The 12,547-nt window shown below is 75.7% G+C and carries 17 protein-coding genes; 15 read left to right on the forward strand and 2 right to left on the reverse strand.

Annotated features, from left to right (window positions below):
- The first annotated feature begins 123 nt into the window (after positions 1–123).
- The 15 genes from ACLQ22_RS04050 (at position 124) to ACLQ22_RS04120 (ending at position 9,564) form a co-directional block, all read left to right on the forward strand.
- Complete coding sequence (locus ACLQ22_RS04050) at positions 124–858, forward strand: hypothetical protein (RefSeq protein WP_425691126.1); 735 nt, start codon at positions 124–126, stop codon at positions 856–858.
- Complete coding sequence (locus tag ACLQ22_RS04055; protein WP_425691127.1) at positions 855–1,247, forward strand: phage holin family protein; 393 nt, start codon at positions 855–857, stop codon at positions 1,245–1,247. The genes ACLQ22_RS04050 and ACLQ22_RS04055 overlap by 4 nt, the downstream gene beginning before the upstream one ends.
- Positions 1,248–1,269: 22 nt before the next feature.
- Positions 1,270–1,977: a DUF3618 domain-containing protein gene (locus ACLQ22_RS04060; RefSeq protein WP_425691128.1), complete on the forward strand. Its 708-nt coding sequence runs from the start codon at positions 1,270–1,272 to the stop codon at positions 1,975–1,977.
- Entirely contained in the window at positions 1,946–2,845 is a 900-nt protein-coding gene (locus tag ACLQ22_RS04065) for a hypothetical protein (protein ID WP_425691129.1), read from the forward strand. The genes ACLQ22_RS04060 and ACLQ22_RS04065 overlap by 32 nt, the downstream gene beginning before the upstream one ends.
- A 252-nt stretch (positions 2,846–3,097) precedes the next feature.
- Positions 3,098–3,607, forward strand: a complete 510-nt coding sequence (locus ACLQ22_RS04070; protein WP_425691130.1) for a GNAT family N-acetyltransferase — start codon at positions 3,098–3,100, stop codon at positions 3,605–3,607.
- A 274-nt stretch (positions 3,608–3,881) separates the two neighbouring features.
- Positions 3,882–4,367, forward strand: a complete 486-nt coding sequence (locus tag ACLQ22_RS04075) for a hypothetical protein (protein ID WP_425691131.1) — start codon at positions 3,882–3,884, stop codon at positions 4,365–4,367.
- A 2-nt stretch (positions 4,368–4,369) separates the two neighbouring features.
- The gene (locus ACLQ22_RS04080) at positions 4,370–5,632 is read left to right on the forward strand and encodes an SRPBCC family protein (RefSeq protein ID WP_425691132.1); all 1,263 of its coding nucleotides are present in this window, start codon (positions 4,370–4,372) and stop codon (positions 5,630–5,632) included.
- Positions 5,629–6,066: a gas vesicle protein GvpJ gene (gene gvpJ, locus ACLQ22_RS04085; protein WP_425691133.1), complete on the forward strand. Its 438-nt coding sequence runs from the start codon at positions 5,629–5,631 to the stop codon at positions 6,064–6,066. The genes ACLQ22_RS04080 and gvpJ overlap by 4 nt, the downstream gene beginning before the upstream one ends.
- Positions 6,067–6,068: 2 nt before the next feature.
- Positions 6,069–6,824 carry a GvpL/GvpF family gas vesicle protein gene (locus ACLQ22_RS04090; protein ID WP_425691134.1) on the forward strand — a complete coding sequence of 252 codons (756 nt, stop codon included), beginning with the start codon at positions 6,069–6,071 and terminating at the stop codon, positions 6,822–6,824.
- A gap of 3 nt (positions 6,825–6,827) precedes the next feature.
- Complete coding sequence (locus ACLQ22_RS04095; protein ID WP_425691135.1) at positions 6,828–7,379, forward strand: gas vesicle protein GvpG; 552 nt, start codon at positions 6,828–6,830, stop codon at positions 7,377–7,379.
- Positions 7,339–7,686 carry a gas vesicle protein gene (locus tag ACLQ22_RS04100; protein WP_425691136.1) on the forward strand — a complete coding sequence of 116 codons (348 nt, stop codon included), beginning with the start codon at positions 7,339–7,341 and terminating at the stop codon, positions 7,684–7,686. Before ACLQ22_RS04095 ends, ACLQ22_RS04100 begins: the two co-directional genes overlap by 41 nt.
- A 1-nt stretch (position 7,687) precedes the next feature.
- Positions 7,688–8,056 carry a gas vesicle protein gene (locus tag ACLQ22_RS04105; RefSeq protein WP_366640096.1) on the forward strand — a complete coding sequence of 123 codons (369 nt, stop codon included), beginning with the start codon at positions 7,688–7,690 and terminating at the stop codon, positions 8,054–8,056.
- The gene (locus ACLQ22_RS04110) at positions 8,040–8,879 is read left to right on the forward strand and encodes a GvpL/GvpF family gas vesicle protein (protein WP_425691137.1); all 840 of its coding nucleotides are present in this window, start codon (positions 8,040–8,042) and stop codon (positions 8,877–8,879) included. The genes ACLQ22_RS04105 and ACLQ22_RS04110 overlap by 17 nt, the downstream gene beginning before the upstream one ends.
- Positions 8,876–9,124 carry a gas vesicle protein gene (locus ACLQ22_RS04115; RefSeq protein WP_425691138.1) on the forward strand — a complete coding sequence of 83 codons (249 nt, stop codon included), beginning with the start codon at positions 8,876–8,878 and terminating at the stop codon, positions 9,122–9,124. The genes ACLQ22_RS04110 and ACLQ22_RS04115 overlap by 4 nt, the downstream gene beginning before the upstream one ends.
- Positions 9,121–9,564 carry a gas vesicle protein K gene (locus ACLQ22_RS04120; protein ID WP_425691139.1) on the forward strand — a complete coding sequence of 148 codons (444 nt, stop codon included), beginning with the start codon at positions 9,121–9,123 and terminating at the stop codon, positions 9,562–9,564. The genes ACLQ22_RS04115 and ACLQ22_RS04120 overlap by 4 nt, the downstream gene beginning before the upstream one ends.
- 78 nt (positions 9,565–9,642) lie before the next feature.
- Here ACLQ22_RS04120 and ACLQ22_RS04125 read toward each other — a convergent pair whose 3' ends face one another.
- Together ACLQ22_RS04125 and ACLQ22_RS04130 are read right to left on the reverse strand one after the other, a co-directional pair.
- Positions 9,643–11,961: an AAA family ATPase gene (locus ACLQ22_RS04125; protein ID WP_425691140.1), complete on the reverse strand. Its 2,319-nt coding sequence runs from the start codon at positions 11,959–11,961 to the stop codon at positions 9,643–9,645.
- 22 nt (positions 11,962–11,983) lie between these two features.
- A complete protein-coding gene (locus ACLQ22_RS04130; protein WP_425691141.1) occupies positions 11,984–12,532 on the reverse strand; it encodes a hypothetical protein in 549 nt (182 codons plus the stop codon).
- Positions 12,533–12,547 lie beyond the last annotated feature (15 nt).

A 12,547-nucleotide genomic window follows, 5' to 3' on the forward strand; every position in this document is an offset into this window, starting at 1 on the left:
CCGCCGGCACGGAATGTCGGCGATCCGTGCGGGTACGCGGGTGTCGTTCCGGGCCGCGTCTCGCGGCCGGTTCACGTTCCGGGCCGTGACCCTGCGGCCCGGGGCCGACGGAGGGAGCGGGCGATGACGCAGATCAACCCGAGCCGGCCACCGGACGGTGCGACCGGCACCGCACAGCAGGCCCGGCAGGAGGCGTCCCGGGTCGGGCACCAGACGGCCCAGGTGGGCGGCCACGTCGCGCACACGGCCGCCGAACAGGGCGGACACGTGGCGACGGAAGCCCGGCGGCAGGCGCACCACCTGACCGACGAGGCCGGCACGCAGTTGCGTGACCAGGCCCGGGCACAGCAGCACCGGGCCGCCGAAGGGCTGCGCGGCATCGGGCGCGAACTCAGCTCGATGGCGGAGCGGAGCGAGGACTCCGGGATGGCCGGCCAGGCGGTCCGCCGTGCGGCGGACGCCGCCCAGCAGGCGGCCGGTTGGCTCGACGAGCGCGAACCCGGGGCGATGCTCGACGACGTGCGGTCGTACGCGCGCCGGCACCCGGGCACCTTCCTGGCCGGCGCGGCCCTGGCCGGCATGCTGGTCGGGCGGCTCACCCGGAACCTGACCGCCTCGAGCGACGGGGCGCGGGGCGCCGGCCGGCCGTCGATGCCGCCGACCGCCGCGCCAACCGGGCCGGGCACCGCGCCCACCGGGCCGGCCGCCGCGGCCACCACGGCCGGGCCGCAGCCGTACGAGCGGAGTGTCGAGGCGCCGTACCAGCCGGAGGAGGCGTACACCGGGACGGCCCGGGTGCGCAACGCCTCGCCGCCCGGCCGGCAGGGGCCGGACATCCCCGGTGGGGTGGCGCCGTGAGTGCCCCCGAGAAGGAACGGACGCAGTCGGTCGGCGACCTGCTGGTCGACGTGACCCGGGACTTCTCCACGCTGGTCCGCAAGGAGGTCGAACTGGCCAAGGCGGAGCTGCGCGAGGAGGCGGGTCAGGCCGGCAGGGTCGGCGGTATGTTCGGCGGGGCGGCGCTGGCCGGCGTCCTGACGGTGCTGTTCGTGTCGTACGCGCTGTGGTGGGGGCTGTCCAACGTGATGGACCAGGGCTGGGCGGCGCTGATCGTGGCCGTCATCTGGGCCGTCGTCACGGGTGGCCTGCTCAGCAGGGCGCGCAAGGAGATGGCGCAGCTCCGCTCGGTGCTGCCCCGCACGCAACGGACCGCGCGGGAGATACCGGACGCGGTGCGAGGCCGGTGAACCTGCCGGGAGGGAGCAGATCATGTCCAACGATCCGGACCGGATCCGGTGGGAGATCGAGAACACCCGGAACGAACTGAGCAGCGACGTCGACGCGCTGGCCGACAAGGTCAATCCGCGGCGGATCGCCGGTGAGCGCGTCGGGCAGGCGCGCGGCGCGTTCACCCGGGCCAGGGAGAAGGTGATGGGCGTGCAGTCGGACGGGCACGGCACCGCACAGCGGATGTCGCACGCGACAGGTCAGCGGATCTCACACGCGGCCGACTCGGCGCGGGGGTTCGGGGAGCAGTCCCGGGACCAGATGTCGCACATGGCCGGGTCGGTGCGGGATGAGGCCCGCTCGCTCGGGCAGCAGTCGCGCCAGCAGGCGCAGGGCAACCCCCTCGCGGCCGGCCTGATCGCCTTCGGCGCCGGGCTGCTGGTCTCGTCGCTGATTCCGCCCAGCCGCCCCGAACGGCAGTGGGCCGGGCAGGCCAGGGACATGGTCGGCGAGCACTCGGACCAGCTGCGGGCGCAGGCCGGACACCTGCGGGAGCAGGCCGGCCAGGTCGGCCGCGAGATGGGCCGCGAGATGGGCCACAACCTGCGCGAGCCGGCGCAGCAGGCGGCCCGGTCGGTCGGCTCCACGGCCGTCAGTGGCGCCTCCGCCGTCCGGGACGAGGGCCGGTCGGCCGCCCACCAGATGCAGGGGCAGGCGCATGAGGCCGCCGACGACCTCCGTCGCCGCTGAGGCGACCCGGGTGGTCGGGGCGGCGCGGACGATGCGGGTACGCTCCGCGTCCGCGCCGCCCCCCGGCCGGGCGGTCAACGAGGACCTGGTCTTCCGGTTCGGGCCGCTGGTCGGCGTGCTGGACGGCGCCAGCGTGCCGGAGGACTTCGACACGGGCTGCGTGCACGGCACCGCCTGGTACGTCCGGCACCTCGCGGCCCGGATCGGGCTGGCGGAGGCGGTCCGCCCGACGGCGACCCTGATGAGCAACCTGGCGGCGGCGATCCTCGCGGTGCGGGCCGACCACGGCGACGAGTGCGACCTGGACCATCCGGGCACCCCGTCGAGCACGGTCTGCCTGCTCCGCGACGGCGGCGACCACGTCGACCACCTGGTGCTCTGCGACAGCCCGCTGGTGCTCGACGCCGGCGGTCGGGTCGCCGTGGTCACCGACGACCGGCTGGACGCCGCGACGGCGGAGCTGCGGGCCATGGTCGCGGCCCTGCCGGCCGGAGGCGTCGACCGGGTCGCCCGGATCCGGCAGGCGGTCCACATGCAGCGGGCGCGGATGAACCGCACCCACGGTTACTGGGTGGCGGCGGCCGACCCGGACGCGGCGTTCCACGCGGTGACCGGGACCCTGCCGCTGCGGGGGCCGGGCGCGGTACGTCGGGCGGCGCTGCTCAGCGACGGCGCGTCGGCCCTGGTGGAGCAGTTCGGCGTCCTCGACTGGGCGGGGCTGCTGGACGTGGCGACCGCCGAGGGCCCGGGCGCGCTGATCGACCGGGTACGCGTCGCCGAGCGTGAGCATCCGGACCGGTTGCGCCGGCACAAGCCGGCCGACGACGCCTCCGTGGTGCTCTGCGAGTTCGACGCCGAGGAGCCCTGACCGGCCCCCGGGCAGGCGGTCCGCCGCACGAGGCCGGCTGCTCGGCCTCGCCGTGCAGTCGCTGCGTCGAGGCCACCGAAGAGCTGGACCCGCGCGTCTCCCCGCCCGCCCCTTGCCCTGGCCGGACGGCGGCCGACAGCGGAGCGTGAGGCGGAACACGATACGGTCCGACCGGCCGGTACCTTCCGCCGGACCGCCAGTCGGGGCCCGATGGGGTGGACTTGGGCCGGTGGGGCCGGCAGACTGCGGCACGTGGCGGGAACGGTACGGCTGGAGCCGGTGGACGAGCAGAACCTGGAACCGTTGCTCTCCGTAGCGGCTGCGGAAGCGGAGCCCGGCGACGTGATGCCGCCGGTGGAGGCCCCTGCGGGGTGGTCGTGCGCCCGGCGGGAGGCGTTCCGGGAGTTCCACCGGGCGAGCTTCGGGGGTCTGGACGGCCCGACCGGCACGTGCATGTACGCGATCCTGGCCGGCGGCGAGGTGGTGGGGATGATTCGGATGACCCGCCGCGACGAGCCGGGCACGGTCGAGACCGGGATGTGGCTGGGCCGCTCCGCCCGGGGTCAGGGAATCGGAGCGGTCGCCCTGCGTGAACTGTTGAACGAGGCGGCGGCGGCCGGAATGCGACTGGTGGTCGCGGAGACCACCGCCGACAACCACGGTGCCGTTTCCGTGCTGGAGAAGTGCGGCGCCAAATTGCACGAGAGTGGCGGCAAGGTGCACGCCGAGATATGCCTCGATTCGGCGCTGCCGGCCCTGTGACGCCCATTCTGCAATTCTTTCCTTTCTGACGTTCTTCCTGCTCGGCGCTGCCTCGCTGTCCGGTTTATCCGGTCTGTGAGGTGCCCGCTCCGGTCCGCGCGAATGGTGCCGACAAAGCGGCGGTGTGTTTCGCCGATAGGTCAACGGGTACTGCCCGTCGGGTCCGATTGAACGGGACACCTGATGTGCGGTCCGGCGCGTGCTGATCCCCGGCGGCCATTCTTTCGACCATTGCCGTCAGGTGTCCGGCGCTCCGGGGAGCGAAGGAGAACTGATGAACAGCGGAGCACGAATCGGGCTCGCGGTCGGCTTCGGCTACCTGCTGGGCCGCCGGCGCAAGCTGCGTACCGCCCTCACCCTGGCCGCCGCGGTCGCGGCCGGTCGGGCCAGTCGGGAGCCCGGCGGACTGCTGAAGGCGGGCGGCAACCTGCTTCACAAGTCCCCCCACCTGAGCAACGTCGGCCGCCTCGGCGGCCCGCTCGCCGCCGCCTCCAAGGCGGCCGCGACCGCCGCCGCCGGCAGCGGCATCGATGCCATCAGCGGCAAGCTGCGCGGCTCGGCCGACGCGCTGCGCCGCAAGGGCGGGGCCGGCGCCCCCGACGACGGCGACCGGCCGGACCGGGACACCGACGCCGAGCAGCAGAAGCGCGACACCGACGGCGGGCAGCGGGACCGCGACACCGGTGGCGGGCAGCAGGACCGCGACACCGACGGCGGGCAGCGGGACCGCGACGCCGACGACGAGCAGCGGGGGCGGTGACCATGCCGGACACGACGAACCCCGGCGGCCTCGGGAACAAGCTCCGGGGCCAACTCGCCGGCGAGGCGCGCAACCTGGCCAGCGCCATCGGCGAACGAGCGATGCAGGTGGTGACCGAGCGCATCACGGGCGCGACCGGCCGGCTCAGCGACTACGCGAAGCAGGGCGGCGGTCCCGGCCTGATCGCCGCAGCCACCGGCACGCAGAAGCTCGCCGAGGGCGGTTCACCGGTGAAGGCGATGTTCCATGCCGGACTGGCCGGCGGTAAGGAGAAGGTCATGTCGGCGCTCGGCAAGGGCGGCAAGGGCGGCAAGGGTGGCGGCAAGAAGGTCAAGGTCACCAACATCGTGGAGGCGATCGAGGTCGGCGTGCCGGTCCGGGTCGCGTACGACCAGTGGACCCAGTTCGGCGACTTCCCGAGCTTCATGAAGAAGGTCGAGAACGTCGACACCGAGTCGGACGAGAAGCTGACCTGGAAGGCGCAGGTCTTCTGGTCGCACCGGACCTGGGAGTCCACCATTGTCCGGCAGATCCCGGACAAGCTGATCCACTGGCGCTCCAAGGGCGAGAAGGGCTCCGTCGACGGCACGGTCAGCTTTCACGAGCTGTCGCCCGACCTGACCCGGATCCTGGTGGTGCTGGAGTACCACCCGCAGGGTCTCTTCGAGCACACCGGCAACCTGTGGCGGGCCCAGGGCCGTCGCGCCCGGCTGGAGTTGAAGCACTTCGTCCGGCACGTGATGACCCGGACCGTCCTCGATCCGGAATCGGTGCAGGGCTGGCGCGGCGAGATCGAGGATTCGAAGGTCGTCCGCGACCACGAGACCGCGCTGCGCGAGGAGCAGGAGGAGCGCGAGCGCCAGGAGGAGCGCGAGCAGCAGCGGGAGGGCGAGGGTCAGGAGGAGCGCGCGCCGCGCGGTCGGCGTGAGCCCGAGCCCGAGGAGGAGCCCGAGGAGGAGCCGCGCGAGGAGCGCCGGCCCGCCGAGCGTGGCCGCCGCCGACCGCCCCAGCGCCGTCGCCCGGCCGAGGACGAGGAGTACGAGGACGAGTACGACGAGGGCGACTACGACGAGTACGAGGAGGAGCCGGAGGAGGAGCAGCCCCCGCCGCGCCGCCGTGCCCCGGAGCGGGCTCGCCGTCCGCAGCCCCGCGAGGAGCCCCGTTCCCGCGAGGAGCCCCGGCCCCGCGAGGAGCCCCGCGCCCGCCGTTCCCCGGAGGCGCCCCGGCGACCCGTGGTCCGCCGTCGACGGGAGGAGCGGGAGTGACCATCGCGACGAGTGAGGGTCAGGCCGGCGGCGCCCTGGAACGCGGCGGTGCGGGCTCCAGCCTGGCCGATGTCGTGGAGACCGTGCTGGACAAGGGCGTGGTGATCGACGCCCAGGTCTCGGTCGCCGTGGTCGGCATCCAGCTACTGGAGATCAACGCCCGGATCGTCATCGCCAGCGTGGAGACCTACCTGCGCTTCGCCGAGGCGGTCGACCGGTTCGACATCACTCCAAAGGGCCAGAAGGGGCTGCCCGACCTGGTCGAGGGAGCCTCCGGGGCGGTCGGCGCCGGCAAGGCGGCGTCCGGGATCGGCAAAACGGTGGGCGCGATCGGCGGCGCGGTCAAGGACGCCGTCGACGAGCTGGGCTCGGACGACCGGGACCGGGACCGGGACCGCGACCGGCCCCGGCGGCGCCGGGACGAGGAGCGGTGAGCATGGCCGAGGAGACCGGACTGTTCATCTACGGCATCGTGCCCTCCGACGTGGAGCCGACCCCGGACGCCGCCGGGGTCGGCGACCCGCCCGGAGAGGTGACGGCGGTCCGGCACGACGACCTGGCAGCGCTGGTCAGCGAGGTGAGCCTGACCGAGCCGCTCGGTCGGCCGGCGGACCTGACCGCGTACCAGGAACTGGTGGACGGCACGGCGGCGGTGGCGCCGGTGCTGCCGGTGCGCTTCGGCACGGTCGTCACCGGGCCCGACGCGGTCGCCGACCTGCTGGACGCGCACCACGACCGGTTCGCCGCCGCCCTCGACGAGTTCGAGGGCCGGATCCAGTACACGGTGCACGGGCGCTACGACGAGGCGAACCTGATCGCGGCGGTGCTGGCGGACAATCCCGCCGCCGCAGACCTGGCGGACCAGGTGCGTGGGCAGCCGGAGGCGGCCACCCGGACGCAGCGGATCCGGCTCGGCGAGATCATCAGCCAGGCGGTGGAGCTGCGCCGGGAGGCGGAGAACCGGCAACTGGTCGACACCCTCGGTCCGCTCGTCGTGGCGAGCGCGCCCCGGGCGCCCAGCAACGAGCTGGACGCGTCGAACGCCGCCTTCCTGGTCGACCAGGACCGGGAGGACGAGTTCGTCTCGGCGGTCGAGGAGTACGCCGAGCAGCGCCGCGAGCTGATCCGGATGCGGCTGCTCGGCCCGCTCGCGCCGTACGACTTCGTCAGCGCCCATCAGTTGATGGGGTGACCGGTGGACATCCTGTGGACGCTGCTGACCCTGCCGTACGCGCCCGTGCGGGGGCTGACCGCGGTGGTGAAGGTGATCGCCCGGGAGGCGGAGTCGCGGCAGCGCAACCCCGTCGACGTCCGGCGCGAGCTGGAGGCGCTGGACGAGGCGGCGGCCGCCGGCGAGATCAGCGCCGCGGAACGGGACCGGGGGCAGCAGCAGGTGTTGGAGCGGCTGACCGGCGGTGTCCGGCGGCCGGCGCCCGCCCAGGGCCGGACCCCGGCCCGGAACGGCCCCGGGTCCCGTCGGGAGAACGGCGGGACCCGGCACCAGCCCGGCGCGGAACGGGCGCGGCAGCCCGGCACGGGCCGGGCGCGGCAGGCCGCCACGGAACGAGCCTCGCAGTCCGGCGAGGGTCGGGCGCGGCAGTCCGGCACGGGCCGGGCACGGCAGGGCGCCACGGAACGGGCCCGGCAGGCCGGTACGGAACGGGCGCGGCGGGTGTCGCGCGGCGGCGGCGAGGGAGGTGAGCGCGGTGGTGGACCTGATCCGCGGCGACGGCGGTCGGGCGCGTAGGAGTGAGCCCGTCGACGACCGGTACGACGACGAGGAGGAGTACCTCGAACCGATCTCGGCTGCCGAGGCGGCGCGCGAGGGGATGCGGCAGATCGTCGAGTTGACCGGCCGGGATCCGGTGGGGACCACCTCGCTGAAGTCGTCGCGAGACGGCTGGCTGGTCGGGGTGGAGGTCATCGAGGACCGGCGGATCCCCAGCTCCACCGACCTGCTCGGCCTCTACGAGGTGGAGCTGGACCTGGAGGGCGGCCTGCTCGGCTACCGGCGGGTGCGGCGCTACCAGCGCGGGAAGGGCGAGGTGGGTTGAGGTGAGCGTGCAGCCGCCGCCGGTGGTGCAGAACTCCGGCCAGGTCCTGCCCGCCGGGCACGAGCCGGCCAATCTCGGCGACATCCTGGAACGCGTGCTCGACCGGGGCATCGTGATCGCTGGCGACATCCGGGTCAGCCTGCTCGACATCGAGCTGCTGACGCTCAAGCTGCGACTGGTCATCGCCTCGGTCGACACGGCCCGGCAGATCGGCATCGACTGGTGGGAGCACGACCCGTGGCTCAGCTCCCGGGCGCGGCCGCCGGTGGAGCCCGGCCCCCGGGACCCGGAGCAGGTGGAGGCGGAACGCCGTCCCCGGGTCGCCCGGGAGGCCGCCCGCAGGGAGGAGCGGGATGAGTTCGACGGCTGACCTCGTACCCGCCACCGGGCCGGCGAGCCTCGGCGTCGGGGTGTGGCTGCACGGCGTGGCGCGGGACGTCGACCCGGCCCTGCTCGCCACGACCGCCGGGATGGACGGCGCTCCGGTGCGCGCGGTGCGGGCCGCGGGCCTGGTCGCCGTCGTCAGCGCCGCGCCGCTGGCCGAGTACGGCGAGGAGGCGCTGCGCCGCAACCTGGAGGACCTGGCCTGGCTGGAGCGGGCGGCCCGGACGCACCACGCGGTGGTCGCGGCCCTGTCCCGCGGCGGCGCCGTGGTGCCCGCCCGGCTCGCGACCGTCCACCACGACGACGCCCGGGTGGCGGGCCAGCTCACCGCCCGCCGGGTCGAGCTGACCGCCGTCCTGGAGCGGCTCACGGGCCACGACGAGTGGGGCGTCAAGGGCTACGTCGTGCCGGGCGCGACGCCCCGTGCGGCGGAGCCCGCCGATTCGGGCGGGGCCGGGGCGGCGTACCTGCGGCGGCGCCGGGCCCAGCTCACCGCCCGCGAGGAGGGGCAGCGGATCGCCGCCGACGCCGCCTCCGCCGTGCACGGGGCACTGGCCGGGCACGCAACGGCCGCCCGACGGCACCCGCCGCAGGACCGCCGGCTCTCCGGGGCACCCACCGCCATGGTGCTCAACGGGGCGTACCTGGTCGGGCACGGGTCGGTCGCCGGATTCCGCCAACTGGTCGGCGCGCTCGCCGGGCGGCACCCGGAGATCCGGCTGGAGCTGACCGGCCCGTGGCCGCCGTACTCCTTCGCCGAGGAACGGTCCGCCGGGCCGGCGCTCACCGTCCGGGAGCCGGCGTGGTGACCACGTCGCTCGCGGCCAGCAGCGCCGACGACCCGCTGGCCTACCGGCCGGTGGCCCTGGTCGACCTGCTCGACCGGGTCCTCGCCACCGGCGTGGTGATCAGCGGCGACATCACCATCGCCATCGCCGACGTCGACCTCGTCCGGATCTCCCTGCGGGCACTGGTCGCCTCCGTCGGCGCGCTCGCCCCGCCCGAGCTGCGGAACGCCACCTTGGACGACGTCTCGCCGGGAACGCCGGCATGACCGCCCCCGGCGACCGCGCGGTCGGCCCGGGCAGGCACGCGGACGGCGGGGCCGGGACAGCGGGCGCGGGCCGCGCGGGCGGCGGTGGCACCCGCCGGGACGAGGCGGCCGAACTCGCCGCCGCGCTCGGCGACACCCGGTGGCAGCCGCCCCGGGTGACGCCGCTGGACCGCCGGCTGGCCGTCGACCGGGACTCCGTCGAGCGGGGGCTGGCCAGCCTCGTGCTCACCGTGATCGAGCTGCTGCGGCAGCTCATGGAGCGACAGGCGCTGCGCCGGGTCGACCTCGGCGACCTCACCGAGGAGCAGGTCGAACGGATCGGCACCACGCTGATGGCACTGGAGGAGCAGATGACGGGGCTGCGCGAGTACTTCGGCCTCACCCCCGAGGACCTGAACCTCGACCTGGGGCCCCTCGGCCCCCTCCTGCCCACCGACTGACGAGTCGTCCACGACATCAGCCCGACAGCGCCCCGGCGGGCACACCCTCGCCCCCGGCCGGGCCGTGGGAGGCGGCGCTCAGCCCGCCCGCTTCTCGGCGTACGCGGCGAGCCAGGCGACCTGGGCCGGGTCCAGGGACGGGCGGACCCGGGCGCGGGCTGCCGCCACGTGCGCGGCCGTGACCGTGGACGCCGTCAGCGACTCCCGCATGGCGGCCAGGGCCGCCTCCCGCACCAGCGCGGCACAGTCCGCCGCCGAGAAGCCGTCCAGCTCCCCGCCCAGCTCCACGAGGTCCACCTCGGGCGCCAGCGGCACGTTCCGCGCCGAGGCGCGCAGGATCTCCGCCCGCGCCGGCCCGTCCGGCGGCGGCACGTAGACCAGCCGTTCCAGCCGTCCCGGGCGCAGCAGCGCCGGGTCGACCAGGTCGGGGCGGTTCGTCGCGCCGACCACCACCACGTTGCGCAGCGTCTCCACGCCGTCCAGTTCGGTCAGCAGCGCGGCCACCACCCGGTCGGTGGTGCCGCCGTCGCTGGCCTGGCCGCGTACCGGGGCGAGCGCGTCCACCTCGTCGAGGAAGATCAGGGTGGGCGCGGCCTCCCGGGCCCGGCGGAACAGCTCGCGGACCGCGCGCTCGCTCTCGCCGACCCACTTCGACAGCAGCTCCGCGCCCTTCACCGAGAGCACGTTCGCCCGCCCCGAGCCGGCCAGCGCCGTGACCAGGTAGGTCTTGCCGCAGCCGGGTGGGCCGTAGAGGAGCACCCCGCGCGGCGGCTGCACGCCGAGCCGGGCGAAGGTGTCCGGGTAGGTCAGCGGCCAGAGCACCGACTCGGTCAGCGTCTCCTTGACCTCCGTCAGGTCGCCCACGTCGTCCAGCGTCACCGAGGCCAGCTCCAGGGTGGAGGCGGCCATGGTGGTCGGGCGGACCACCTCCAGCGCGGCGGTGAAGTCGGCCATCGCCACCGTCGGCGTCTCGGCCGACTTCTGCCGCAGCGCCGCGCGCACCCCGGCCTCGCGCAGCAGCGCGGCCAGGTCGGCGGCGACGAAGCCGGGGGTACGCCCGGCGACCTCGTCGAGCCGCACGTCGTCGGCGAGCGGGACCTGCCGGGTCAGCACCGTCAACTGCTCCCGGCGCAGGGCCGCGTCCGGCAGCGGCACGCTGATCCGCAGCGAGAGCAGGTCCGGGGCGCGCAGCGCGGGGTCGACGGCCTCGGGCCGGCCGGTGGTGCAGACGACCGCCGCCCCCGCCCGTACGGTCTCGGCGACCACCTGCCGGAACACGGTCGCCACCGGCCCCGGCCCGTCCGCCGGGGCGAGCGCCTCCACGTCGGTGACCAGCAGCACCCCGGGGCCGTCGGCGCGCGCCTCGGCGGCGGCGGCGCGCAGCCGGTCGGCGGCGGCCTGGTTGGTCAGCGCGGCCACCTCGGGGGCCCAGAGCGGGCTGACCCGGGCCCCGACCCGGGCGGCCACGGCCCGCACGAGCGCCGCCTTGCCGGAGCCGGCCGGCCCGGCGATCAGGACGCCCAGCGAGACGGTCGTGCCGAGCCGGCCGAGCACCTCCCGGTGGTGGAAGCCGAGGTCGAGCAGCTCGGTCAGCTCCTCGGCCTGCGCCCGCAGCCCGGGCAGCTCGTCCACCGCGGGCGGCGCGTCGTCGACGCTCCCGACGGTCCGCCCGGTGGCGTCCACGGTGCCCGGGGGGCGTACGTCCGCCAGGCCGGCGCCCGTGGCGGGTGCCCGGCCCGGCGCGGTCCCGTTCGCCGTCGGGCCGGCCGCGTCGAGGCGTCGCCCCCGCGCGGCGGGTCCGGTGCCGGCGGAGCCGTGGGTCGCCTGACCGTGTTCCCAACCGACCACCGTGTCCATGGTGACCAGCGAGCCGGTGTCAGGCTCGGCGGCGACCACGGCGAGCAGCGTGCTGGTCCAGGCGTACCCGACGCTGTTGGAGAGGCTGCGCCGGGCGGCCTCCACCAGGCTGCGCACCGAGGCGTCGGGCAGCACGTCCTGCGGCAGCAGCGACACGTCGTCCCCGGTCGTCACCACCTTGCCGAGCAGGGCCAGCCGGAGCATCTCGGGCGAGACCACGGCGGCGATCTGCGCCGGACCGGCGAGGAGCACCCGACGGGCCGGCGTGACCGGCAGGCGGCTCACCGTCACCTGGGCGCCGTCGCGGATGCCGAGGTTGCCCAGCATCAGGTCGTCGGCGTAGAGCAGCGCGGTGCTGGCGGTCGGCTCGGCCGGCGCGACGATGCCGGCGGTCACCCGCCGGCCTGCCAGCCGCACCGGGTCGCCGGGACGCAGCGCCAGCGCGGTGAGCACCTCCGGGTGCAGCCGGACGACGCCCCGTCGGGCGTCGAGGGCCGCCGGCCGCAGGCTCGCGGTCAGGGTCAGGTCGGGTTCCGCCACCGCCCGACCCTAGCCGCCGTGGTCACGCCCTGCCCGTCCCCGGCGCGTTCCGCGCTCCGCGAGGAGCGTCACCGTCCCCGAGCAGGGCGGGGTCGCGGCGGATCAGCTCGGCCAGCCGCGCCGCCGGGTCGGGGGTCAGCCCCTCCTGGGCCGGCGTCCAGGCCGGCACCGTCTTGACCGACATCGGCCACGCCGGCGGCGGCGCGGGGGCCTCCGCGTCGACCGTCACGCCCGCGTCGGTCCAGGCGACCCGCAGCGGGTACGCCTGCCCGTCGTGCTCGACCCGGATGCTGACCGCCGTGCCGGGATGGCCGGCCACCACCCGGCGGACCGCCTCGGCGATCTCCACCACGGGGTCACGGGGTTCCGCGCCCCGCCGCGCGTCGGCCCAGCCGGGTCCGGCGTTGCGCCCCTCGCCCCGGACGTCGGCGCGCCCCGGGTCGGATCCGCCCCGCGCCTCCGACGCCGCGACGGCCTCCCCGCCCGTCGCCTCCGCGTCGGCCGCCCGCCGTCGCAGCGCCTCCTCGCGGCGGGCCATCCGGGCCAGTGTCTCGTCCAGTCCACCTCTCATCACGACCACCCCTTC

Origin of the sequence: Micromonospora sp. DT178 (assembly GCF_049841695.1) — a bacterium.
Lineage (GTDB): Bacteria > Actinomycetota > Actinomycetes > Mycobacteriales > Micromonosporaceae > Micromonospora.